This window comes from Pseudomonas sp. PvP001, from assembly GCF_040546375.1.
Classification (GTDB): domain Bacteria; phylum Pseudomonadota; class Gammaproteobacteria; order Pseudomonadales; family Pseudomonadaceae; genus Aquipseudomonas; species Aquipseudomonas coleopterorum.
On record NZ_JBEPNQ010000001.1, the window covers coordinates 1579847 to 1602384 of the forward strand.

Genomic DNA, 22538 nt, shown 5'->3' on the forward strand with positions numbered 1-22538 from the left:
GCTCCATGATCATGAAAACCTACCTGACCCTTTTGCTCACGCTCGGCGGCGCCACCACTCAAGCGATGGCGTCGACCGACCAGGCCTGGGCGGAACACGACAAACGCGTCGCGAGCAGCTGCCTGAAAGCCACCACGTTGAAACAGGCCCGGGTGGCCAGCGCGCCTGCCGAATTCGAAGACCGCGTGGGTTACACCGCAGTGCTCATCCAGGGCCGTTATCCACAGGCGCACATGAAGAATCAACCTGGCGCCGAGCTGTGTCTGTACCACAAGCAAAGCCGCAAGGCATTCGTCACTCAATGGGATTCGGTACAAGGCAAATAGAGTCAAAGCAGAATGAATGCATAGAGGATACTGACAAAAGGCATGCTGCCGGCTTTCTCGTCGAGTGCTTCCAATGCCGCAAATTTGAGCATGAACGAAACGACCACCAGCACCCTCACCCATAGCCGACGTGTCCATAGCAACAGCAGCATGCCCAGCGCCAGGGCCAGTTGAAAGGCGCAGCACTTGATCGCCGCTGGCAGCGTGCTGACATACAGCAAGGCCAGCATCATGGGGATCAGACTCGCCAGCAGCAATCCTTTGCCATACTTCACACAGTCCATAACGATCACTGGCCTTCCTTCATTTATCGACTTGTTGTAAGGAAGGAAGTCTCTGGTGATCAACTGGGCAGCGCCATAGGCCTATTCAGCGCACCATGTAGGAAAACCCCGACGGGTCTCGCTGGTTCGCTTCCTTTGATCTGAGCGATTTTTTCCACGCGAATCGAAATAGCCTAATGGGTGTCGGTGGCCCATGGCCAAGCACCCAGGTACGCGGGCTTGGCAAGGCAGCGCGACTAGGGTCAAACTGCCAGATCTTCCCTCTGCCGGTGTCCGATCCGCATGCGCATAGCCATACGCCCCCTGTCCGTGGCAGGTCTGCTGCTCGTCGTCGTGGTCGGCGCGGCATGGCTGTTCAAGCGCGCCCCGGTCAGCGGACCTGCACCGGCCCAGCCCATCCCGGTGCGGGTAGTCACCGTGGTGCAGGCCGATGTTCCGCGTTACCTCACCGGTATCGGTTCGGTGCTTTCATTGCACAGCGTGACCGTGCGCGCGCAGGTCGACGGTATTCTTGATCAGGTAGCCGTGAAAGAAGGCCAGTGGGGTGAACAAAGGAGATGCGCTTGCCAGCATCGACGATCGCGCCATTCGCGCCAGCCTGGCTCAAGCTCAGGCGCAAGCCAGTCAGAGCCAGGCGCAGTTGCAAGTGGCAGGGATCAACCTGCGCCGCTACAAGGACCTGAGCCGTGACAATGGCATTTCCCGGCAGGTGCTCGACGAACAGCAAGCCCTGTTCGATCAGCTCACCGCAACCCTGCAAGGCAACAAGGCCGCCATCGCTGCGGCGCAAGTGCAGTTGTCCTATACCCAGATTCGTTCGCCGGTGACCGGTCGGGTCGGGATTCGCCGTGTGGATCCCGGTAATTTCCTGCGCGTCAGTGATGCCGAAGGCTTGTTCACGGTGACTCAGATCGACCCCATCGCTGTCGAGTTCTCGCTGCCGCAGCAGGAACTGGCCACCCTGCAGTCGCTGCTGGACAAGCCGCAGCCAGCGGTGGTGCGCGCGTACATAAATGGCGATACCGAGACGGGCACGCAGGTCGGTGAAGGCCACCTCACCCTGCTCGACAACCAGATTGCGGCAAACACCGGCACCATTCGCGCCAAGGCCGAGTTTCATAACGGCAAACACACCTTGTGGCCAGGTCAGCTGGTGAGTGTCGGGTTGCAGGTCGGGGTCGAGCGCAATGCCTTGGTGGTGCCATTGGCCGTGGTCCAGCGCGGCATCGACGGCCATTACGTCTACCGCGTGACCGACGCCAAGGTCGAGCAGGTTCCGGTGCAGGTGCTTTACCAGACCTCCACGCAGAGCCTGATAGAAGGCGTGGCGGCTGGTGACGTGCTGGTCAGTGACGGACAGTCAAGATTGCGGCCAGGCGCTTCCGTGCAGTTGGTCGAGCCGGCGACGGGCAACGCAGCGACCGCGCCATGAGCGCCGGGCGCTCGGTCAGCGCCTGGTGCATCGACCAACCGGTGGCCACCGTTCTGCTGACCTTTGCCCTGGTGCTGCTCGGTGGCCTGGCCTTTACCCGGCTGGCAATCGCGCCGCTGCCCGAAGCGGATTTCCCGACCATTCAGGTGAACGCCCAACTGCCCGGCGCCAGTCCGCAGACCATGGCGTCTTCGGTCGCCACGCCTCTGGAAGTGCAGTTCAGCGCCATCCCCGGCATGACCCAGATGACCTCCAGCAGCGCGCTGGGATCGACCAATCTGATCCTGCAATTCAGCTTGAGCAAAAGCATCGACACCGCCGCGCAAGAGGTCCAGGCGGCAATCAATACTGCAGCCGGGCGTCTGCCGCAGGACATGCCCAACTTGCCAACCTGGCGCAAGGTCAACCCGGGTGACAGCCCGGTGCTGATCCTCAGCGTGAGCTCTGCGCAAATGCCCACCCACGTGTTGAGTGACTACACCGAAACGCTGCTGGCCCGGCAACTGAGCCAGATCGAGGGCGTCGGCCAGATCTACATCACCGGCCAGCAACGCCCGGCGATTCGTGTGCAGGCGGCTCCCGAGCGCCTGGCTGCTTTGGATCTGACCTTGGCCGACCTGCGCGGCGCCATCCAGCAAACCAGCTTGAACCTGGCCAAGGGCGCTCTGTACGGCGACACCAGCGTGTCGACACTGGCCACCAACGATCAACTGTTCGAGGCCGACGAATACGCGCAACTGGTGGTGGCCTACCGAGACGGTGCGCCGGTGCAGCTCAAGGATGTCGCCACGGTGATCCAGGGCGCGGAGAATGCCTACGTGCAGTCCTGGTCCGGTGACCAACCGGGGTTGAACCTGACGATTTTCCGCCAGCCAGGCGCGAATATCGTCGACACGGTCGACCGCATTCTCGCCGCCATGCCACGCTTGCAGGAGATGCTGCCGGCGACCGTGGACGTCACCGTCCTCAACGACCGCACCCAGACCATCCGGGCTTCCCTGCACGAAGTCGAGCTGACGCTGCTGATCGCCGTGTTGCTGGTCGTGGCGGTCATGGCCCTGTTCCTGCGCCAGCTGTCAGCCACGCTGATCGTGTCGAGCGTGCTGGGCGTGTCTCTGGTCGCTACGTTCGCGGCCATGTACCTGATGGGTTTCAGCCTGAACAATCTGACGCTGGTAGCCATTGTGATCAGCGTCGGCTTCGTGGTCGACGACGCGATCGTGGTGGTGGAGAACATCCATCGCCACCTTGAAGCAGGCGATGGCATGCGCGAAGCGGCGATCAAGGGTGCCAGCGAAATCAGCTTCACGGTGGTGTCGATCAGCTTTTCGCTGATCGCCGCGTTCATTCCGCTGCTGTTCATGGGGGGCGTGGTCGGGCGGCTGTTCAAGGAGTTTGCCTTGACGGCGACCTCGACCATTCTGATTTCGGTCGTGGTTTCCCTGACCCTGGCACCGACCTTGTGCGCGCTGTTCATGCGCCGACCCGCGCACTCCACGCGCGCCGATTTCGGTGCTCGCCTGCTGGACTGGTATGACAAGGGGCTGATACGCGCGCTGGCGCACCAGCGCATCACCCTGGCCGTGTTCGCCCTGACCGTGGGCCTGTCGGTGGCAGGCTACGTGCTCATCCCAAAAGGGTTCTTCCCGGTGCAGGACACCGGTTTCGTGCTGGGCACGACCGAGGCGGCGGCAGACATTTCCTATAAGGACATGCAGGAAAAACACCTCGCTCTGGCCCGCATCGTCGGCGCAGATCCGGCGGTCCGGGCTTATTCCCACGCTGTTGGCGTGACAGGCAGCAACCAGACCATTGCCACCGGACGGTTCTGGATCGGCTTGAAGAACCAGGGCGAACGAAACGTGTCGGCCAGCGAGTTCATCGACCGCCTGCGGCCGCAACTGGCGCAGGTCCCGGGCGTGGTGCTGTACCTGCGTGCCGGGCAGGACATCAATCTCAGCGCCGGCCCCAGCCGTAGTCAGTACCAATACGTACTCAAGAGTAATGACGGGCCCACCCTGAACCTGTGGACCCAGCGTCTGACCGAGCGGCTGCGGGCCAACCCGGCCTTCCGCGACCTGTCCAACGACTTGCAGCTGGGCGGCAGCGTGACGCAGATCAGCATCGATCGCGTGGCCGCAGCACGCTTCGGCCTGACCGCGAGCGACATCGATCAGGCGCTGTACGATGCGTTCGGTCAGCGCCAGATCAACGAATTCCAGACCGAGACCAATCAGTACAAGGTCATTCTGGAGCTCAAGGCGGACCAACGCGGCAAGGCCCAGAGCCTGCAGTACTTCTATCTGCGCTCGGCGCTGAGCGGTGAAATGGTACCGCTCTCGGCCGTCGCCAGAGTGGAGCCGCCCACTCAGGGTCCCTTGTCGATCAGTCACGACGGCCTGTTTCCGGCTGCCAACCTGTCTTTCAACCTGGCACCGGGTGTTGCGCTGGGCGAAGCCGTGGCGCTGCTCGAACGCACGGAGGCGGAACTGGGCATGCCCGCTTCCATCACCGGCAGTTTCCAAGGCGCAGCCCAGGCCTTTCAAAGCTCGCTGGCCAGCCAACCCTGGCTGATTCTGGCCGCGCTGGTGGCGGTCTATATCATCCTGGGCGTGCTGTACGAAAGCTTCGTCCACCCCCTGACGATCATCTCGACCCTGCCCTCGGCCGGACTCGGTGCCCTGTTGCTGCTATGGCTGTGGGGACAGGATTTCTCGATCATGGGTTTGATCGGCCTGGTCTTGCTGATCGGTATCGTCAAGAAGAACGGCATTCTGATGATCGACTTCGCCCTGCAGGCGCAACGCATCCAGGGACTGCCCCCGCGTGAAGCGATACACAAAGCCTGCCTGACGCGATTTCGCCCGATCATCATGACCACCCTGGCTGCACTGCTGGGCGCGTTGCCGCTGATGTTCGGCTACGGCGCCGGTGCGGAATTGCGCCAGCCGCTGGGTATCGCGGTGGTGGGCGGCCTGCTGATCAGCCAAGTGCTGACGCTGTTCACCACGCCGGTGATCTATCTGCAACTGGAGCGGCTGTTTCACCGCACCGACGGTTCGCGGACACCCGCACTGCCTGCCAGCCACTGAACACCACCCATAAAAAAACGCCCGATACGCGGGCGTTCTTCTATTGCTCAAGCCTACTCAGCTATGGGCGCGAGCGATATTGCGCAGCGCCTTGATCTCATCGTGATTGCGTTGTACGCCCTGCTGCTGACGCTCGATGATGGAATGAACGTGGGCGGGCAGTGGCTGGGCCAAGGCGTCCTTATAGGCCGCGAGTGCCACATCTTCGCCACGCTCGGCTTCGTTCAAGACCGCTTCTTCATCCTTGCCGGTGAAAATCGATTTTACGTCGACCCAACGGCGGTGCAGGTCGCCGCTCAGGCTGGTGGAATCTTCAGGCGTGCCACCCAAGGCGATCACTTCGGCTTGCAACTCGCCCGCCGCCTCGGCGCATTCGTACGCATGCTTGGTGAACAGCGCCTTGAGCTCGGGGTTCTTGATGTCTTCGGCGCACGTCTTGAAGCCTTCCTGACCGTCTTTGCAGGTTTCGATCAGATTGTTGAGAATCGAAATCACGCTTTTGGTGGGACCATTCATCTTTGTTCAATTCCTGAGAAAAATCGGAAACCGGGTTGGGGATGAATGAGCAAGAGCAGGCTTCGTGCCAAATCGATGTTATTGGTTATTGTCTTATAGTTCAGTGGCTTGCGATTAAGCAGCCGCCGACCCTACCCTCTTTATGCATGATCGCGAATTATGCGCTCGTGCAGAATGCATGTAACCTTCGTCACCTTGTCCATGAAATGAAACTCGTTGCGAAGACCTGCCCATGAACCCCGAAAAACTCGAATCCCTGGTGACATTTGCAATGCCCTTCGGCAAGTACAAGGGCCGGGTGATTGCCGATCTGCCAGGGCATTATCTGAACTGGTTCGCACGCGAAGGTTTTCCCAAGGGAGAGCTGGGTGGTCTGCTGGCCCTCATGCAGGAAATCGATCACAACGGTTTGTCCGACCTGCTCGATCCGCTGCGTGTCAAACATGGCAAGCCGCGCATTGCCGATGGCCGCTAGACACCGTGAGGGCTTTGTTCCAGGCAAAAAAAAGTGCGCCGACCAAGCGCACTGAAGACAGCCATGAAGCGCCTAACGAAGTCTGATCAATCGAGCAGAGCCAGTGCTTGCGCGCTGCACTCCTGAATGCGTGCCCAATCGCGGTTTTCAATCCATTTGCTGTCGAGCATCCACGAGCCGCCCACGCACATCACGTTGGACTGCGCCATGTAGCTGTTGATGTTGCCTGGACCCACGCCGCCGGTCGGGCAGAAGCGTACCTCCGGGAAAGGTCCGCCCAGCGCCTTGATGGCAGCAACACCACCGCTCACCTCGGCCGGGAACAGCTTGAAGCGGCGATACCCCAGCGCGTAGCCCATCATCAATTCGGACGGGCTGCTGATACCCGGCAGCAAGGGCAACGAGCTTTCCACACCGGCCTCGAGCATGTCCTGGGTCACACCGGGGGTGACGGTGAACTGGGAGCCGGCCTGCTCGGTTGCGGCCAGCATTTCCCGAGTCAGTACGGTGCCTGCACCCACCAGCAGTTCGGGGCGTTGCTCGCGCAGCACTTGAATGGCCTGCAGGCCGAGTGCCGAACGCAGGGTCACTTCCAGCACGGTCAGGCCACCGGCCGCCAGCGCATCGGCGAGCGGCAGAATGTCCTCTTCACGCGCGATGGTGATGACGGGCAGGATTCGCGCACGCGCCGCCAGGGCGTCGATCTGGGCAACCTTGTCGACCATGCGTTGCTGTTGTTCGGTGGTGATCATTGCGGCGGTTCCTTGATTCATTGACACCAGTAGATATCCAACGCGGAGTGCAGGAAGGCGCGGATCGGCATCTGCGCGACATCGTCGCCGGCCAGTGCGATGCGCAATGTGCTCAACTTGCTTTCGCCCTGCACCGACAACACCTTGAAGCGGGCCGAGGCCAGCAGCGCGCGGCTCATGCTCAGGCGTTGATGGGGGACGCTGGGCGCCAGCATGGGCCAGCAGCGACGCTCGCTGTCCAGTGCCAGGGCCTGTTCGAGGTTGGGGCTGTCGGGAAACAGCGACGCGGTGTGCCCGTCATCACCCATGCCCAGTACCAGCACATCGATCGGCGGCAATTGGCCAAGCAGATCATCGGCCACTGCAGCGGCCTCCTCCTGGCTGGAAGTGGTCTGGTACAGGCTGACGAAACGAGCCTGCTCCACCGCGCCGACCAACAGGTGGCGCTTGAGCAGACCGGCGTTGCTGTCGGCATGCTCGATGGGCACCCAGCGCTCGTCGGCCAGGGAAATCACCACGCGCGACCAGTCCAGGCTCTGACGCGCCAGGCATTCGAAGAACGCCACCGGACTGCGTCCGCCGGAAACCACCAGGGTCGCCACGTTCTGACGTTCGATGGCCTCGCGCAATTGTTCGGCCACCTTGCCGGCCAAGGCTTCGGCCAACAAGGGAGCGCTCACGCAGTCGTGAACCTTCACCCCTTCGGGGAACTGTAAATCAGATATCGCCATACCAGGATCTCCCATCGCGTGTGATCAGGGCAATCGAGCTCATCGGCCCCCAGGAACCTGCCGCGTACGGCTTGGGGGCATCGCCGGACTTCTTCCAGCCGGCGATCAGCTGATCGCACCATGTCCACGCATATTCGATTTCATCTTTGCGGACAAACAGGTTCTGATTGCCCTGCATGACCTCCAGCAGCAATCGCTCGTACGCATCTGGAATACGCGCACTGCGATAGGTGTCGGAGAAATTCAGTTGCAACGGCCCGCTGCGCAGTTGCATGCCCTTGTCCAGGCCTTGTTCCTTGGTCATCACCCGCAGCGATATGCCTTCGTCCGGTTGCAGGCGGATGATCAGCTTGTTGCTGATCTGCAGGCGCTGCTCGGGGGCGAAGATGTAGTGCGGCGGCTCTTTGAAGTGGATGACGATCTGCGACAGTTTCTGTGGCATGCGCTTGCCGGTGCGCAGGTAGAACGGCACGCCGGCCCAGCGCCAGTTGCGAATGTCGGCGCGCAGCGCGACGAACGTTTCGGTGTCACTCTGGGTGTTGGAATTTTCTTCTTCCAGATACCCCGGCACGGGCCGGCCTTCGCTGTAGCCTGCGATGTACTGACCCCGGACCACTTGCTGGGTCAGGCCATCGGCAGTGAACGGCGCGAGCGCCTTGAGGACCTTCACTTTCTCGTCGCGGATGCTGTCGGCGGACAGGTCGGCCGGTGGATCCATGGCGATCAGGCACAGCAGCTGCAACAGGTGGTTCTGGATCATGTCGCGCAACTGACCGGCCTGGTCGAAATACCCCCAACGCCCTTCGATACCGACCTTTTCCGCCACGGTGATTTCCACGTGGGAAATGTAGTTCTGGTTCCACTGGGTTTCGAACAGGCTGTTGGCGAAGCGCAGGGCAATGAGGTTCTGCACCGTCTCCTTGCCCAGGTAGTGGTCGATTCGGTAGACCCGGTTTTCGGGGAAAAACTTCGCTACGGCGTCGTTGACCCGGCGCGAGGATTCCAGGTCGTGGCCAATCGGTTTTTCCAGCACGGCGCGGGTGCGTTCGGTCAGGCCGACCTTGTGCAGGTTTTCGCAGATAGCGCCGTACACGGCAGCCGGCGTGGCGAAATAGGCAATCAGCTGCTCGGCATCGCCGACTTTCTCGGCCAGCGCGACGTAGGTGTCGGCGTCCAGAAAGTCCACGTGCACGTAGCTCAGACGGGCCAGAAAACGTTGCAGCGGTTCAGGCTCCAGCTGCGCCTCGGAAACGAATTTGCGCAGTCCGGCCTCAATGACACCCAGGTGGTGGGCCTCGTCACCGGGTTCGCGGGCCAACGCGAGAATGCGGGTATCGGCGTGCAGCAACTGCGCGCGATCGAGTTGATACAGCGCTGGAAACAGCTTGCGCAATGCCAGGTCGCCCAGGGCGCCAAAGAGGGCAAAGGTGCATGATCCTGCGGTCATTGAGGGCATGATGTTTGTTCTTCTATCAAGTTGACGTAGAAATACCCTTTTTCAGGGCGCGATTCAAGGCAGAATGTAGTAATAACCACAACATTTGCCCCTTCAAACAGATACGGGTGGTGGCGCACTGCGCCCACCAGTAGGATAAGCCACCCGTGAAGACAGCCTGGCCAGACATGCTCGCTGGCTGCAGTAGACCCAAGGACATACCATGGACCGTGTGCGAAATCTTCTGGAACAGATCCAGAGCCGCCTCGATGAGCTGAACAAGGCCGAACGCAAGGTGGCCGAGATCATTCTGCTCAATCCGCAGCAGGCAACCCGCTTCAGTATTGCCGCCCTGGCGCAAGCCGCCAAGGTCAGCGAGCCGACGGTGAACCGCTTCTGTCGCTCCTTCGGCGTCAGTGGCTACCCCGAGCTCAAGCTGCAACTGGCGCAGAGCCTGGCCAGCGGCGCGGCTTATGTCAGTCGCGCGGTGGAAGCCGACGACGATCCTGCAGCCTACACCCAGAAGATTTTCGGCAGTGCCATTGCCTCGTTGGACAGCGCCTGCCAGCAACTCGATCCGGCGTTGGTCAGCCGCGCCGTGGACATGCTGATCCAGGCGCGGCAGATCCATTTCTTCGGCCTCGGCGCATCGGCGCCGGTGGCGCTCGATGCGCAACACAAGTTCTTCCGCTTCAATCTCGCGGTGTCGGCGCATGCCGATGTCCTCATGCAGCGAATGCTGGCCTCGGTGGCCCATACCGGTGAGCTGTTCGTGATCATTTCCTATACCGGGCGCACCCGCGAACTGGTGGAAGTGGCTCGCCTGGCGCGGGAAAACGGCGCCTCGGTGCTGGGCTTGACCGCCGCGGGCTCGCCCCTGGCCAAGGCCAGCAGTGTCAGTCTGAACATACCCCTGCCAGAAGACACGGATATTTACATGCCGATGACCTCGCGCATCGTGCAACTGACCGTGCTCGATGTGCTGGCCACGGGCATGACGCTACGACGCGGGGTGGATTTCCAACCGCACCTGAGGAAGATCAAGGAAAGCCTGAATGTCAGCCGCTATCCGGCAGGGGATGGGCTGGACTGAATAAGGATCTGTAGGAGCGGCCAGTGGCCGCGAAAGACGCGCTGCGGTGAAGCAGATGGACTGTGCCGTGGCTTTCGCGGCCGATGACCGCTCCTACGGTGAGCCCGTTACCGGGAAAAAAAACGGGCGACCGAAGTCGCCCGCAAAGAGCACACCACAAATCAGAACTTGGACTGGATCTTCAGGCCGGCCACCAGTGCATCGTCCACCTGATTCACGCCGCCCGGGTGCTTGATATACTGCACGTTGGGCCGCACGGTCAGCCAGTTGGTGACGTGGAACCCGTAGTAGATCTCGGCGTTGTATTCGGTGTCCTGGATCGGCAGGTAGGTGGGGTTGTCGTAGTCGTCGACATTGTTCAGATCGTTGACCAGGCGACGATTCTTGCGTACGTCGTCGTTGACGTGGATGCGGGCGATGCCCACGCCGATGTCGTCCTTGGGCCGCGCGTCGAAGGGCCCCATGTAGGTCAGGCCGATCTGCTGGTAGTTGTCGACGAAGTTGGTGTCCTTGTCGTGCACGGTGGCGTTGGCGAAGATGCTCAGACCACGAGCGGCGCTGCCGTTATGGCTGGTCAACTGCTGCTGGGCCACGATCCAGGCGCCGTGCTTGCTGCTGTGGGACTTGTAACTGGCGCCGGACACGGCTGCTGCCTGGCCATTGCCGTCTTCATAGACGTCGTCAGCCTTGGCCGTGCTGTAGTAGTAGCCCAGACGGTACTCGCCCGGCAGGTCGTTGATCTTGGGCGTCCACACCAGTTCGACCGGCAGGATCATGCCTTTGGTGCCGCTGCCGCTGAGCTTGAAGCCGTTGCCGGTTTCCAGGTACGAAGGGTTCTGCTCGAACACACCCACCTGCGCGTACACTTCCGGCGTGATGTTGTACTTGATGCGCAAGGCCCACTGGCTGACCGGCCAGTTGTACCAGATGTTGCCCACCCAGTTGCCGACCTGCGAACCGCAGAACGCCAGGTTCTGGAAGTCGCACGGGAAGCTGTTGAATTCCTCGCCCGGACCAAATCGGCCGATCTTGACGTTGAGCTTGTTGTCGAAATAGCCCTGCTTGTACCACATCTGCGTCAGCCGCCAGGTCTGCCCCCTGCCCCAGACTTCCTGGGAGGAGCTCAAGGTCCCGGCACGCGGATCGCCGATCCGGTCGTTGGAAATGTTGCGACCGCTACGTTCCGTAATGGCCAGCTTGAACTCGGCGTCGTTCCAGCCCAGGATCTTTTCCAGGTCCATTTTCACGCCCAGGGCGAACTGGTCGCTGTAGCGTGCGGTGGTGTCGTCGTTGTAGCCACCGTTCAGGTTGCTACCGACCTCCCCCACATACTCCAGCGAAAAATCGTAGCCCTTTTCCAGCAACTCGGTACGCGCTCCACCCCAATCGCCGGTCATCCACGGCGACTCTTCGGTGAAGGCGCCGGCGGCGTGCACGCTACCGGCCAGACTCAAGGCGCCAAGCATCGACAATTGGCCGATCAGTCTGGGTTTGTTGATAAGTCTGCTGTTCATCCCTCTTCCTCTTTTATTGTTATTGACGTGTTGTACAGTCTTGCCAATGACAGGCGACAGGCCGCCTGCCGGTGTCGCTATTCAGCGTCCTTTGAACTGGGTCACGTTGCCCAAGGGTGCAGCATCTTGCACGGAGCGCGTTGTGCCGAGACGCTCGCCACTGGCCGCGTCGAAAAGCAGGACCTTGCTCGGGTCCAGCAACAGGTTCAGGGTCGCACCTGGCATCGGTGCATCGTCCGGTGCCAGTCGGCAGCAGACCTTGGTCTGGTTCACCGTGACGAAGACCAGGGTGTCCGGCCCGGTCGGCTCGGTGATCTGCACTTCGGCGCGCAATACCGGCAAGCCCGTGGTCTGTTCGCTCGCCAGGGCGATCTGCTCGGGGCGGATACCGAGGATGATCTCTCGATCCTCCAGCCCCGCGTCGGTGATACCCAGCGGTAGCTCACAGCGTGCCTGGCCGCTGTCGAGCGACGCCACCAGACGGCCGTCCTGACGCGTCAGACGCAGAGGGATGAAATTCATCGGCGGCGAACCGATGAAGCTGGCCACGAACAGGTTGGCCGGATCGTTGTAGATCTGTTGTGGCGTACCGAACTGCTGAATGATGCCGTCTTTCATGACCGCCACCTTGTCGCCCAAGGTCATGGCCTCGATCTGGTCGTGGGTCACGTAGACCGTGGTGGTCTTCAGGCGCTGGTGCATCAGTTTCATTTCAGTGCGCATCTCGACGCGCAGTTTGGCGTCGAGGTTGGACAGCGGTTCGTCGAACAGATAAATCTTCGGCCGACGCGCCAGGGCACGGCCCATCGCCACACGCTGTTGCTGGCCGCCGGAGAGCTGACCCGGTTTGCGGTTGAGCAGGTGTTCGATCTGCAGCAGCTTGGCCACGCGCGCGACTTCTTCGTCGATCGCCGACTGCGGCATCTTGCGGATCTTCAAGCCGAATTCGATGTTCTCGCGCACGCTCATGGTCGGGTACAGCGCGTAGGACTGGAACACCATGGCGATGTCACGATCCTTCGGGCTCATGCCACTGACGTCCTGATCACCAATCATGATCGCGCCGCCGGTGATGCTTTCCAGACCGGCGATGCAGTTCATCAGGGTCGACTTGCCGCATCCCGACGGGCCGACGAGGATCAGAAACTCCCCGTCCTTGATCGACAGTTCGATGTTCTTCAGCGTGTCCGGCAGGCCGGGACCGTAGGTCTTGTTGACGTTGCGAAGTTCGAGCGTAGCCATGATTACCCCTTGACTGCGCCGGCTGTCAGCCCGCGCACGAAATACTTGCCTGCGACCACATAGACCAGCAGGGTCGGCAAACCGGCGATCATCGCCGCCGCCATGTCCACGTTGTATTCCTTGGCGCCGGTGCTGGTGTTGACCAGGTTGTTCAGCGCCACCGTGATCGGTTGCGAATCACCGCTGGAGAACACCACACCGAACAGGAAGTCGTTCCAGATCTGGGTGAATTGCCAGATCAGGCACACCATGATGATCGGCGTCGACATCGGCAGAATGATGCGGCGGAAAATCGTGAAGAAACCCGCGCCGTCCAGACGTGCGGCCTTTACCAGCGCGTCGGGAATGCTCACGTAGTAGTTACGGAAAAACAGCGTGGTGAACGCCAGACCGTAAACCACGTGGACAAGCACCAGGCCGGTGGTAGTGCTCGCCAGCCCGATCTTGCCGAGCGTGAACGAGGCCGGCAGCAGCACCGTCTGGAACGGCAGGAAGCAGCCGAACAACAGCAGACCGAAGAACAACTGCGAACCGCGGAAGCGCCACATCGACAGCACGTAGCCGTTCAGTGCCCCGATGGCGGTAGAGATGATCACGGCCGGTACGGTGATCTTGATCGAGTTCCAGAAGTAACCGTCAACCGTGGCCCAGGCCTTGACCCAGCCGATGCCGCTGACCACGGTCGGCCAGCTCAGCAGGTTGCCGGTGCTGATGTCTTCCGGAGTCTTGAAACTGGTCAGCAACATGACCACCAGCGGCACCAGATAAAGCAATACGGCGAGGATCAGCACTGCATAGATCGCGATGCGACTCAGGCTGATGGCGGGTTTGGCTGCGAGATCAGTCATTGCGCTTGGTCCTCAGCTCGGAATACAGGTAAGGCACGATGATCGCGAGGATCGCACCGAGCATCAGAATCGCACTGGCCGAGCCCATGCCCATCTGGCCGCGACTGAAGGTGAAGGAATACATGAACATCGCCGGCAGGTCGGAGGAATAACCCGGACCACCGGCGGTCATCGCCGCGACCAGGTCGAAACTCTTGATCGCGATGTGCGCCAGGATCATCACCGCACTGAAGAACACCGGACGCAAACTCGGCAGCACCACTTTCCAGTAGATCGTCGGCATGCTCGCGCCATCGATCTGCGCGGCACGAATGATCGATTGATCGACACCCCGCAGGCCAGCGAGAAACATCGCCATGATAAAGCCCGAGGCTTGCCACACCGCCGCGATCACGAGGCAGTAGACCACGCGATCTGGGTCGACCAGCCAGTCGAGACGGAAGCCTTCCCAGCCCCAGTCACGCAGCAATTTGTCCAGGCCCATGCCCGGGTTGAGCAGCCATTTCCACGCGGTACCGGTGACGATCATCGAAAGTGCCATCGGGTACAGGTAAATGGTGCGGATAAAGCCTTCGCGACGGATGCGCTGGTCAAGGAACACCGCCAGCAACACACCGATCACCAGCGTGATGCCGATGAACATGCCGCCGAACAAGGCGAGGTTCTTGCTTGCGACCCACCAGCGGTCGTTGTCGAACAAGCGCGCATACTGCGCAAGGCCCGCCCACTTGTAGGTCGGCAGGAACGTCGACGTGGTGAACGACAGCACGAACGTCCACAGGATGTAGCCATAGAAGCCCACCAGTACGATGAACATGCTCGGCGCCAGCACCAGTTTTGGCAGCCAGCGTTGCAATGCATCGAACGGCGAGGCTTTGCTGAACGCAGCAACAGAGCTCATTGGGAAATCCATCGAAAAGGAAAAGGGCAGCTACAAGCCACAAGTTTCAAGCTGCAAGATAAGCAGGGCAGTGCTCCGACTTGCAGCTTGCAGCTTGCCGCTACGGCTTATTTGGAAGACTTGACCGCTGCGCCGAGTTTCTTGGCAGTGTCGGCCGGGTCGGCTTTCGGGTCGTTGATGTAGTTGGTCACGACATCGAAGAACGCGCCTTGCACGGCCAGCGTGGTCGCCATGTTGTGCGCCATGCTCGGTTGCAGGCCGCCGGACTTGGCGTCCGCCAGGAAGTCCTTGGCAGCGGTCTGTGCGCAGGAATCAAAACCGAGTTGCTCCATGTTGTTCAACATGTCGTTGCGGACCGGGATCGAGCCTTTGTTGATGCTGAAGACTTTCTGGAAGTTCTCACCCAGCACGACCTTGGCGATGTCCTGCTGACCGGCCGCAGTGCCTGCGTCCTTCTGCTTGAACACGGCCAGCGAGTCGATGTTGTAGGTGAAAGCTTTGTCGGTGCCCGGGAAGGCGACGCACTCGTAGTCCTTGCCAGCGACTTTCTTGGCGGCGGTCCATTCGGACTTGGCCCAGTCACCCATGATCTGCATGCCGGCCTTGCCGTTGATGACTTTGGCCGCTTCCAGGTTCCAGTCCTGACCTTTGCCGTCGGCGTCCATGTAGGTCGCGACTTTCTTCAGCTCGGTCAACGCATTGACCATTTCCGGGCCAGTCAGCGCGGCGTTGTCCAAGTCGACCAGGGCCTTTTTGTAACCATCGACACCCATGACCGAAAGCACCACCGCTTCGAACACGGTGCTGTCCTGCCAAGGCTGACCGCCATGGGCCAGAGGAATGAAGCCTGCAGCCTTGAGCTTGTCGCCCGCAGCGTAGAATTCTTCGAGGGTGGTCGGGTTCTTGGTGATACCGGCTTTCTTGAACACTTCCGGGTTGATCCACAGCCAGTTCACGCGGTGAATATTCACCGGCACGGCCACGTAATCACCGTCGTACTTCACGGTATCGGAGACTTTCTTGTCGAGCAGACTGTCCCACTTTTCCGACTTGGCGACGTCTTTCAGCACGTCGGTGTCGAGCAGGCCGGTCGACGCCCATTCCTGGATGTCCGGGCCTTTGATCTGGGCTACACCAGGCGGGTTGCCGGCCACGGCGCGGCTCTTGAGCACGGTCATGGCAGTCGAACCGCCGCCACCGGCTACAGCCCCGTCTTTCCAGGTGAAGCCATCTTTCTCGACCTGCGCCTTGAGCACGTCGACCGCCGCTTTTTCACCGCCTGACGTCCACCAATGGACCACTTCCACCGAACCTTTGGAATCGGCAGCCATGGCACTGAGCGGGAACAGGGAGGCGAAGGAAACGACGAGGGCGAGGCGAGAGAGCTTGTTCATGGGACTTCCTTTTTTGTTGTTATGCAGAGGCAAGTCTGATGCTTGCGTTGCGTGAGAGTGTAAACACCGCCAAGTGGGGTGCAGGTAACGAAGGGATAGGGAAATGTCACAGACTGGTGACATTCATGATCGCCAGGCCAGTCGGCGTGCAGAAACACGCAGACCGCTCACACCGTCTTGCGCGGCAAGACCAATGTCACCCGCAAGCCACCGGCCGGAAGATTCTGCAACGTCACCTCGCCACCGTGGCTGTGGGCGATGTTGCGCGCGATCCCCAGCCCCAGCCCATAGCCCTGCTGGGTGCTGGCCAGGCGGAAGTGCGGTTCGAAGACCTTCTGCAACCGTTGCTCGGGTACACCGGGGCCCTCATCGTCGACGTACAGCACGAAGGCCTGGGCATCGTCGTGGATGGACAGGTGCGCGCGGTCACCGTACTTCAGGGCGTTGTCGATCAGGTTGCCGATGCAGCGCTTGATGGCCAGCGGCTTGCCGGCGTAGGGTCGACGCGCCTGGCCTTCCAGGGTCACACGGCCATTGCCGTGCGGCGCGAGATAGGGCTCCACCAGACAGTCGAGGACCTGATCGAGATCGACCCGCTCGATGTTCTCGTGGATGTCGGTGTCTTTCACGCATTGCAGTGCGCCCTTGACCAGCAATTCCAGCTCGTCCAGGTCGCGGCCGAACTTGGCCTCCAGGGTGGGATCGTCGAGCAGTTCGACGCGCAGCCGCAAGCGGGTGATGGGCGTGCGCAAGTCATGGGAGATGGCGCTGAACAGTTGGCTGCGTTCGGTCAGGTAGCGGCTGATGCGCTCGCGCATGGCATTCAGCGCCCGCGCCACTTCCACCACTTCGCTGCCGCCTCCTTCCATGGGCGGCTGGTTGTTGACCTCGCCCAACGACAACTCCCGTGCGGCGCGAGCCAGACGTTTGAGAGGGCGACTCTGCCAGTGCACCAGCACGCCGATGAACAGCAACAGGAAACCGCTGGTGAGGGCGATGAACCAGATCTGCTGGGCCGGCAGCCCCTCTTCTTCCAGGGTGGTGTAGGGTTCAGGCAACAGTGAAGCGATGTACAGCCACTCGCTCGGTCCCAGGCGAATCTGGGTGACCAGCACCGGTGGATTCACCGGCTCCAGGGTCAGGGCGTAGTGCGCCCAGGAACGCGGCAGTTCGTCCAGCTTCAGGCCGCTGTTGAAGATGCGCAGATCATCGGGACTGACGAAGGTCACCGAAATATCCACGTCGCTGCCCAACTGGGATCTGAGCACCGCAGACACCGCCTCGATCACTGCGGTCTTGCGTGCGGTCGGTTCAAGCAATTGCATGCCCAGGGGCTTGTCATTGAGCGAAACGAAAAAGCGCGTACCGCCCATGCTGCGCAGTTGATCCAGCACCAGCGGCCGATAGGCCAGTGGCAGCGAACGAAAATAACTGACGCTGGCCGCCATCGAATGCGCCAGGCTGCGGGCGCTGGTGACCAGTCCTTCGAGCTGGGTGGCCCGCAGCTGTGACAGCCAGATCACGCTGGACAACCCCTGCGCCAGCAGCACCGCCAGCAGTGTCAGCAAGAGCATGCGGCCCAGCAGCGAGCGTGGTTTAAACAGGCGCAACGTGGGCCGCCAGCAGGTAGCCGCTACCGCGCACCGTGCGGATCAACCGGGGCGGTTTGTCGTTGTCGCGCAGGCGCTGGCGCAGACGGCTGACCGCCATGTCGACGATGCGGTCCAGAGGCATCGGCTCGCGCCCGCGTGTGGCGTTGCCGATGGTGTCGCGGTCGAGAATCTGCTGGGGGTGATCGAGAAACAGTTTGAGCAAGGCGAAGTCGGCACCGGAGAGGAACACCTCCTCGCCATCGGTGTGAAACAACCGGTGGCTCACGGTATCGAGCCGCCACTCGTCGAAGCCGAGCACCTCGCCGCTGCGCTCGCTACGCTCGCTGGCGAACTGGCTGCGCCGCAGCAGCGCCTTGATGCGTGCCTGCAGCTCGCGTGGGCTGAACGGTTTGCCCAGATAGTCATCGGCGCCCAATTCGAGACCGATTACCCGGTCCGCTTCATCGGAGCTGGCCGTCAGCATGATGATCGGCACCTGAGCCATGCGTGGATGCTGGCGGATCCAGCGGCACAGGCTGAAGCCGTCTTCGTCAGGCAGCATGACGTCGAGAATCACCAGGTCGGTGCCGACCTCGGCGCTCAGGGCTTCGCGAAAGCCCGCGCCGTTGGCCGTGGTGCGCACGGCAAAGCCGGCGCGGCTCAGGTAGGTGTCCAGCAGTTCGCGGATTTCCTGATCGTCATCGACCAGCAGGATCGATTTGCCGACAGTGCTCACGTGGGCGTCCTTGTTGTCATTGCCGGGTCGATACGCCCGGCTTTTTTCAAGGGCTGATTAAACGCTCAAGCTTGCGCCTGTTGCAAGGCCACGCCAGCGCCCAGCAGCCCGGAGAACTCGGCCGTGACCACCCACACGGGGATGCCCTTGAAGTAATCGCTCATGCAGCCCTTGTCGGCGAAGCTTTCGGCGAAACCGCTCTGCATGAAGATTTCCAGGAAGCGCGGGATCACGCCGCCGACGATGTACACACCACCGCGACCGCCCACGGTCAGCACATTGTTGCCCGCCCACCCGGCCGAGGAAGCGACAGAATTGCTCCAGGGTTTCGCGGGCGACGGGATCGCCGGCCAGACCGGCTTCGGTGACTTGCGCCGGCGAAGTGCAGGACGGCTCGTGACCGTCCACTTCGCACACAGTTTGATACAACCTCAACAAGCCGCCACCGCTCAGAATCGTTTCGGCACTGACGTGACCGATCTGCGCTTCGATGTGCGCCCGCAGCTGAGCTTCGCGGGGGCTGCCGACCGGCAGGTCGACGTGGCCGCCCTCCCCCGGCAGCGCCATCCAGCCGTTGCGCAGGCCGATCAAGGTGCCCACCCCCAGGCCGGTACCCGGACCGATGACCACGGCCGGACGTGCAGGGTCGGCCTCCCCTTCGCACACCAGCCGATACTCGTCGGGCTGCAGGCGGGTCATGCCCAAGGCCATCGCCGTGAAATCGTTGATCAGCAGCAGGTGGCCCACCTGCAGGGTCTGGCAGAACGCCTTGCGGCTCAGGCGCCAATGGCTGTTGGTGAAGCGAAATTCGTCACCGTCCACCGGGCCGGCCACCGCCAGGCACGCGGCGCCGATATCGCCTTTCTGCAGTTTGAGGTCGGCCATGTACACGCCGATTGCGTGCTCGGGGCTGGTGTAGTCCGCCGTCGCGAAGACCCGGACCGAATGCAATGCGTCATTCTCCCAGATGGCGAAACGTGCGTTGGTACCGCCAATATCGCCAATGAGGGCGAGTGTCATCGCAAAATCTCCAACCCCGAAGTGAAGGCACTGGCGCCTTGCTCGGCCGAGCTGAAGGCCTGGCGCATGAACCCGAACAGTTCACGCCCGCAACCTACGCCATTGGCCAAGGTGCCGACCGCCGGGGTGCGGCTGGCCAGCGTCTGGGCATCGACGCGCACCTGCAAGGTACCCTCGACACCGTCGACCCGGATGATATCGCCATCGCGCACCAAGGCCAACGGTCCACCACTGGCCGCTTCGGGGCTGACGTGAATGGCGGCGGGAATCTTGCCGGACGCGCCGGACATGCGCCCGTCGGTAACCAGCGCGACCTTGAAGCCGCGGTCCTGCAGCACGCCGAGAAACGGCGTCATCTTGTGCAGTTCCGGCATGCCGTTGGAGCGCGGCCCCTGGAAGCGCATGACGGCGACGAAATCCTTTTCCAGTTCGCCGGCCTTGAACGCGTCGGCCAGTTCCTGCTGGTCCTGGAACACGCGGCAAGGCGCTTCTACCACCTGATTCTCCAGAGCCACCGCAGACACTTTCATGACGCCACGGCCCAGGTTGCCTTCCATCACGCGCAATCCGCCTTCGGCCGAAAACGGCCGCGCCACCGGGCGCAGAATGCTCTCGTCGAGGCTCGCCACAGGCCCTTCGCGCCAGACCAGACGGCCGTCTTCCAGAAACGGCTCGCGGGTATAGCGACTCAGGCCGTGGCCGGCCACGGTGTTGACATCCTCGTGCAACAGGCCTGCACCGAGCAGCTCGCGAATCAGGAACGCCATGCCGCCAGCGGCCTGGAAATGGTTGATGTCGGCCTTGCCGTTCGGGTAGACGTTGGACAGGGTGGGCACGACCTCGGAAAGGTCGGCCATGTCCTGCCAGGTCAGGATGATGCCTGCTGCCATGGCGATCGCCGGCATGTGCAGGGTGTGGTTGGTCGAACCGCCCGTGGCGTGCAGGGCGACGATCGAATTCACCAGTGACTTTTCATCGACGATGCGACCGATGGGCGTGAACTCGCCATTGGCTTTGGTCAGGCGCGTCACCTGATGAGCCGCTTCATGGGTCAGCGCATCGCGCAGCGGCGTATTGGGGTTGACGAACGAGGCGCCCGGCAGGTGCAGGCCGAGCACCTCCATGAGCAGCTGATTGGTGTTGGCCGTGCCATAGAAGGTGCAGGTGCCCGGACTGTGGTAGGACTTCATCTCCGATTCGAGCAATTCCTCACGGCTGGCCTTGCCCTCGGCATAGCGCTGCCGGACATCGGCCTTTTCCTTGTTGGAAATGCCCGACGGCATCGGTCCGCCAGGAACGAAGATCATGGGCAGATGGCCAAAGCGCAGGGCTCCCATCATCAAGCCCGGCACGATCTTGTCGCAGATGCCGAGCATCAGCGCACCGTCGAACATGTTGTGCGACAGCGCCACGGCTGTGGACAGCGCAATGGTCTCGCGGCTGGCCAGGCTCAGCTCCATGCCAGGCTCACCCTGGGTCACGCCATCGCACATGGCCGGCACGCCGCCGGCGAACTGGCCGACCGAGCCGATTTCACGCAGGGCCTGCTTGAGCTGTTCGGGGTAGGTTTCGTAGGGCTGATGCGCCGAGAGCATGTCGTTATATGACGAAACAATTGCGATGTTGGTCGCGTTCATCATGCGCAGTTGGTGCTTGTCTTCGGTGCCGCACCCCGCTACTCCATGGGCAAAGTTCGCACACTGCAGCTTGCCCCGCATGGGGCCGTCGCTGGCAGCGCTGTCGATCAGTTGCAGGTAGTGCTCGCGGGTAGCTTGGCTACGCGCGATCAGCCGTTGGGTGACCTCAAGGACGCGGGGATGCATGTGAAGAACTCCAGGCTTTGGGGGCGACCTCTGCAACACTCTGTCCGAACTACGACCTGTGCCAGGGCTCAAAGCCCTGCAGGCAGAATCGATGTGAAGGAAGGGTTGTACCGGTCACTCGTTGTAGATAGAACAAAATATTGCCACTAAAAAGGCTTGTTTTCTATTTCTATGCGAATAATCTTGTAATTCCAACAACAAAACAGATTACGTGACCTGCTTGCCCGGACCTGATCCAAGGGGAATCACCCAATCTGATTACAGGAATCACTCATGACCATTCGCATAGCAATCAACGGTTTTGGCCGCATCGGCCGCAATGTCCTGCGGGCACTCTATACCCAAGGCTACCGCCAGGACCTGCAAGTCGTCGCCATCAACGACCTGGGCGACAGCGCGATCAACGCCCACCTGCTCAAGTACGACACGGTGCATGGCACCTTCGACGGCACGGTGGAGCACGACAAGGAAGGCCTGACGGTCAATGGCGATCGCATCTCGGTGAGCGCTATCCGCAACCCGGCCGAGCTGCCGTGGAAGGCCGAGAACATCGACGTGGTGTTCGAATGCACCGGCCTGTTCACCGACCGTGAGAAGGCTGCGGCGCACCTGACCGCTGGCGCCCGCAAGGTGATCATCTCGGCCCCGGCCAAGGGCGCCGACGCCACGGTGGTCTATGGCGTCAACCATGAAGTGCTGCGCCAGTCCCACGAGGTGATCTCCAACGCCTCGTGCACTACCAACTGCCTGGCGCCGGTTGCCCAGGTACTGCACCGCGAGCTGGGCATCGAGCAGGGTCTGATGACCACGATCCATGCCTACACCAACGACCAGAACCTGATCGACGTGTACCACAGCGACCCCTACCGCGCGCGCTCGGCCACCCAGTCGATGATCCCCAGCAAGACCGGTGCTGCCGAGGCAGTAGGCCTGGTGCTGCCCGAACTTGCCGGCAAACTGACCGGCATGGCGGTACGCGTCCCGGTGATCAACGTATCGCTGGTCGACCTGACCCTGAACCTGTCGCGCGAAGTCAGCCGTGACGAAATCAACGCGCTGATGCAGGCGGCCGCCGAGCAGTCCAAGGTGCTGGGCTACAACACCCTGCCGCTGGTTTCGACCGACTTCAACCACAACCCGCTGTCGTCGATCTTCGATGCCAACCACACCAAGGTCAATGGCAAGCTGGTCAAGGTCATGGCCTGGTACGACAACGAGTGGGGCTTCTCGAACCGCATGCTGGACAACTGCCTGGCGCTGATCAACGCCAAGTAAGGCCCCATAGCGGCTGGATGCGGTTGATGCCGTCTCCAGCCGCGATACGCCTCGCAA

At 61.5% G+C, this 22538-nt stretch carries 18 protein-coding genes and 2 pseudogenes; 6 read left to right on the plus strand and 14 right to left on the minus strand.

Going from position 1 to position 22538, the window contains the following annotated elements; all coding sequences use genetic code 11:
• Nucleotides 1-5 precede the first annotated feature (5 nt).
• Entirely contained in the window at nucleotides 6-326 is a 321-nt protein-coding gene (locus tag ABMD26_RS07260; protein WP_502948304.1) for a hypothetical protein, read from the plus strand.
• A 2-nt stretch (nucleotides 327-328) separates the two neighbouring features.
• Here ABMD26_RS07260 and ABMD26_RS07265 read toward each other — a convergent pair whose 3' ends face one another.
• On the minus strand, nucleotides 329-619 hold the full coding sequence (locus ABMD26_RS07265) for a hypothetical protein (protein WP_354308764.1): 291 nt from the start codon (nucleotides 617-619) through the stop codon (nucleotides 329-331).
• A 273-nt stretch (nucleotides 620-892) separates the two neighbouring features.
• Between ABMD26_RS07265 and ABMD26_RS07270 the strand changes: the two are divergent.
• Both ABMD26_RS07270 and ABMD26_RS07275 read left to right on the plus strand, forming a co-directional pair.
• Nucleotides 893-2042: pseudogene (locus tag ABMD26_RS07270) on the plus strand (efflux RND transporter periplasmic adaptor subunit).
• Entirely contained in the window at nucleotides 2039-5134 is a 3096-nt protein-coding gene (locus tag ABMD26_RS07275) for a multidrug efflux RND transporter permease subunit (protein WP_354308766.1), read from the plus strand. Before ABMD26_RS07270 ends, ABMD26_RS07275 begins: the two are co-directional and overlap by 4 nt.
• A gap of 57 nt (nucleotides 5135-5191) precedes the next feature.
• On the opposite strand, the gene ABMD26_RS07280 is transcribed toward ABMD26_RS07275, so the two are convergent.
• A complete protein-coding gene (locus ABMD26_RS07280) occupies nucleotides 5192-5650 on the minus strand; it encodes a ferritin-like domain-containing protein (protein ID WP_134721718.1) in 459 nt (152 codons plus the stop codon).
• 232 nt (nucleotides 5651-5882) lie between these two features.
• Between ABMD26_RS07280 and ABMD26_RS07285 the strand changes: the two genes are divergently transcribed.
• Nucleotides 5883-6125 carry a DUF3820 family protein gene (locus tag ABMD26_RS07285; protein ID WP_090356375.1) on the plus strand — a complete coding sequence of 81 codons (243 nt, stop codon included), beginning with the start codon at nucleotides 5883-5885 and terminating at the stop codon, nucleotides 6123-6125.
• Between the two features lie 86 nt (nucleotides 6126-6211).
• Here ABMD26_RS07285 and ABMD26_RS07290 read toward each other — a convergent pair whose 3' ends face one another.
• From ABMD26_RS07290 to zwf, 3 genes are read right to left on the minus strand one after another with little or no spacing between them, the layout of a single operon-like run.
• The gene (locus ABMD26_RS07290) at nucleotides 6212-6898 is read right to left on the minus strand and encodes a bifunctional 4-hydroxy-2-oxoglutarate aldolase/2-dehydro-3-deoxy-phosphogluconate aldolase (RefSeq protein WP_354308769.1); all 687 of its coding nucleotides are present in this window, start codon (nucleotides 6896-6898) and stop codon (nucleotides 6212-6214) included.
• A complete protein-coding gene (gene pgl, locus ABMD26_RS07295; RefSeq protein WP_354308771.1) occupies nucleotides 6895-7608 on the minus strand; it encodes a 6-phosphogluconolactonase in 714 nt (237 codons plus the stop codon). The genes ABMD26_RS07290 and pgl overlap by 4 nt, the downstream gene beginning before the upstream one ends.
• The gene (gene zwf / locus ABMD26_RS07300; RefSeq protein ID WP_122741404.1) at nucleotides 7595-9064 is read right to left on the minus strand and encodes a glucose-6-phosphate dehydrogenase; all 1470 of its coding nucleotides are present in this window, start codon (nucleotides 9062-9064) and stop codon (nucleotides 7595-7597) included. The genes pgl and zwf overlap by 14 nt, the downstream gene beginning before the upstream one ends.
• Nucleotides 9065-9275: 211 nt before the next feature.
• On the opposite strand from zwf, the gene hexR reads away from it, so the two are divergent.
• Nucleotides 9276-10136, plus strand: a complete 861-nt coding sequence (gene hexR / locus ABMD26_RS07305; protein WP_177327977.1) for a DNA-binding transcriptional regulator HexR — start codon at nucleotides 9276-9278, stop codon at nucleotides 10134-10136.
• Nucleotides 10137-10297: 161 nt separating this feature from the next.
• On the opposite strand, the gene ABMD26_RS07310 is transcribed toward hexR, so the two are convergent.
• From ABMD26_RS07310 to edd, 9 genes and pseudogenes are all read right to left on the minus strand, one after another.
• The gene (locus ABMD26_RS07310) at nucleotides 10298-11602 is read right to left on the minus strand and encodes a carbohydrate porin (protein WP_502948335.1); all 1305 of its coding nucleotides are present in this window, start codon (nucleotides 11600-11602) and stop codon (nucleotides 10298-10300) included.
• 129 nt (nucleotides 11603-11731) lie between these two features.
• On the minus strand, nucleotides 11732-12892 hold the full coding sequence (locus ABMD26_RS07315) for an ABC transporter ATP-binding protein (RefSeq protein ID WP_320498133.1): 1161 nt from the start codon (nucleotides 12890-12892) through the stop codon (nucleotides 11732-11734).
• A gap of 2 nt (nucleotides 12893-12894) precedes the next feature.
• Nucleotides 12895-13740: a carbohydrate ABC transporter permease gene (locus ABMD26_RS07320; protein WP_056844962.1), complete on the minus strand. Its 846-nt coding sequence runs from the start codon at nucleotides 13738-13740 to the stop codon at nucleotides 12895-12897.
• Entirely contained in the window at nucleotides 13733-14641 is a 909-nt protein-coding gene (locus ABMD26_RS07325; RefSeq protein ID WP_354308776.1) for a carbohydrate ABC transporter permease, read from the minus strand. The genes ABMD26_RS07320 and ABMD26_RS07325 overlap by 8 nt, the downstream gene beginning before the upstream one ends.
• A 107-nt stretch (nucleotides 14642-14748) precedes the next feature.
• Nucleotides 14749-16035: an ABC transporter substrate-binding protein gene (locus tag ABMD26_RS07330; RefSeq protein WP_354308778.1), complete on the minus strand. Its 1287-nt coding sequence runs from the start codon at nucleotides 16033-16035 to the stop codon at nucleotides 14749-14751.
• 167 nt (nucleotides 16036-16202) lie between these two features.
• A complete protein-coding gene (locus ABMD26_RS07335) occupies nucleotides 16203-17609 on the minus strand; it encodes an ATP-binding protein (protein WP_122742335.1) in 1407 nt (468 codons plus the stop codon).
• A gap of 22 nt (nucleotides 17610-17631) precedes the next feature.
• Nucleotides 17632-18363, minus strand: a complete 732-nt coding sequence (locus ABMD26_RS07340) for a response regulator (protein WP_049861846.1) — start codon at nucleotides 18361-18363, stop codon at nucleotides 17632-17634.
• A gap of 65 nt (nucleotides 18364-18428) precedes the next feature.
• Nucleotides 18429-19383 (minus strand): annotated as a pseudogene (locus tag ABMD26_RS07345) (glucokinase).
• On the minus strand, nucleotides 19380-21206 hold the full coding sequence (edd, locus tag ABMD26_RS07350) for a phosphogluconate dehydratase (protein WP_056844959.1): 1827 nt from the start codon (nucleotides 21204-21206) through the stop codon (nucleotides 19380-19382). The pseudogene ABMD26_RS07345 and the gene edd overlap by 4 nt, the downstream one beginning before the upstream one ends.
• Before the next feature lie 273 nt (nucleotides 21207-21479).
• Between edd and gap the strand changes: the two genes are divergently transcribed.
• Nucleotides 21480-22481 carry a type I glyceraldehyde-3-phosphate dehydrogenase gene (gene gap / locus ABMD26_RS07355; RefSeq protein ID WP_049861843.1) on the plus strand — a complete coding sequence of 334 codons (1002 nt, stop codon included), beginning with the start codon at nucleotides 21480-21482 and terminating at the stop codon, nucleotides 22479-22481.
• Nucleotides 22482-22538: the final 57 nt, after the last annotated feature.

Coding starts and splice junctions, on each gene's coding strand:
- ABMD26_RS07260 (WP_502948304.1), top strand. CDS start 6: ATGATCATGAAAACCTACCTGACCCTTTTGCTCACGCTCGGCGGCGCC.
- ABMD26_RS07275 (WP_354308766.1), top strand. CDS start 2,039: ATGAGCGCCGGGCGCTCGGTCAGCGCCTGGTGCATCGACCAACCGGTG.
- ABMD26_RS07280 (WP_134721718.1), bottom strand. CDS start 5,650: ATGAATGGTCCCACCAAAAGCGTGATTTCGATTCTCAACAATCTGATC.
- ABMD26_RS07285 (WP_090356375.1), top strand. CDS start 5,883: ATGAACCCCGAAAAACTCGAATCCCTGGTGACATTTGCAATGCCCTTC.
- ABMD26_RS07290 (WP_354308769.1), bottom strand. CDS start 6,898: ATGAATCAAGGAACCGCCGCAATGATCACCACCGAACAACAGCAACGC.
- pgl (WP_354308771.1), bottom strand. CDS start 7,608: ATGGCGATATCTGATTTACAGTTCCCCGAAGGGGTGAAGGTTCACGAC.
- zwf (WP_122741404.1), bottom strand. CDS start 9,064: ATGCCCTCAATGACCGCAGGATCATGCACCTTTGCCCTCTTTGGCGCC.
- ABMD26_RS07310 (WP_502948335.1), bottom strand. CDS start 11,602: ATGCTTGGCGCCTTGAGTCTGGCCGGTAGCGTGCACGCCGCCGGCGCC.
- ABMD26_RS07315 (WP_320498133.1), bottom strand. CDS start 12,892: ATGGCTACGCTCGAACTTCGCAACGTCAACAAGACCTACGGTCCCGGC.
- ABMD26_RS07320 (WP_056844962.1), bottom strand. CDS start 13,740: ATGACTGATCTCGCAGCCAAACCCGCCATCAGCCTGAGTCGCATCGCG.
- ABMD26_RS07325 (WP_354308776.1), bottom strand. CDS start 14,641: ATGAGCTCTGTTGCTGCGTTCAGCAAAGCCTCGCCGTTCGATGCATTG.
- ABMD26_RS07330 (WP_354308778.1), bottom strand. CDS start 16,035: ATGAACAAGCTCTCTCGCCTCGCCCTCGTCGTTTCCTTCGCCTCCCTG.
- ABMD26_RS07335 (WP_122742335.1), bottom strand. CDS start 17,609: ATGCTCTTGCTGACACTGCTGGCGGTGCTGCTGGCGCAGGGGTTGTCC.
- edd (WP_056844959.1), bottom strand. CDS start 21,206: ATGCATCCCCGCGTCCTTGAGGTCACCCAACGGCTGATCGCGCGTAGC.
- gap (WP_049861843.1), top strand. CDS start 21,480: ATGACCATTCGCATAGCAATCAACGGTTTTGGCCGCATCGGCCGCAAT.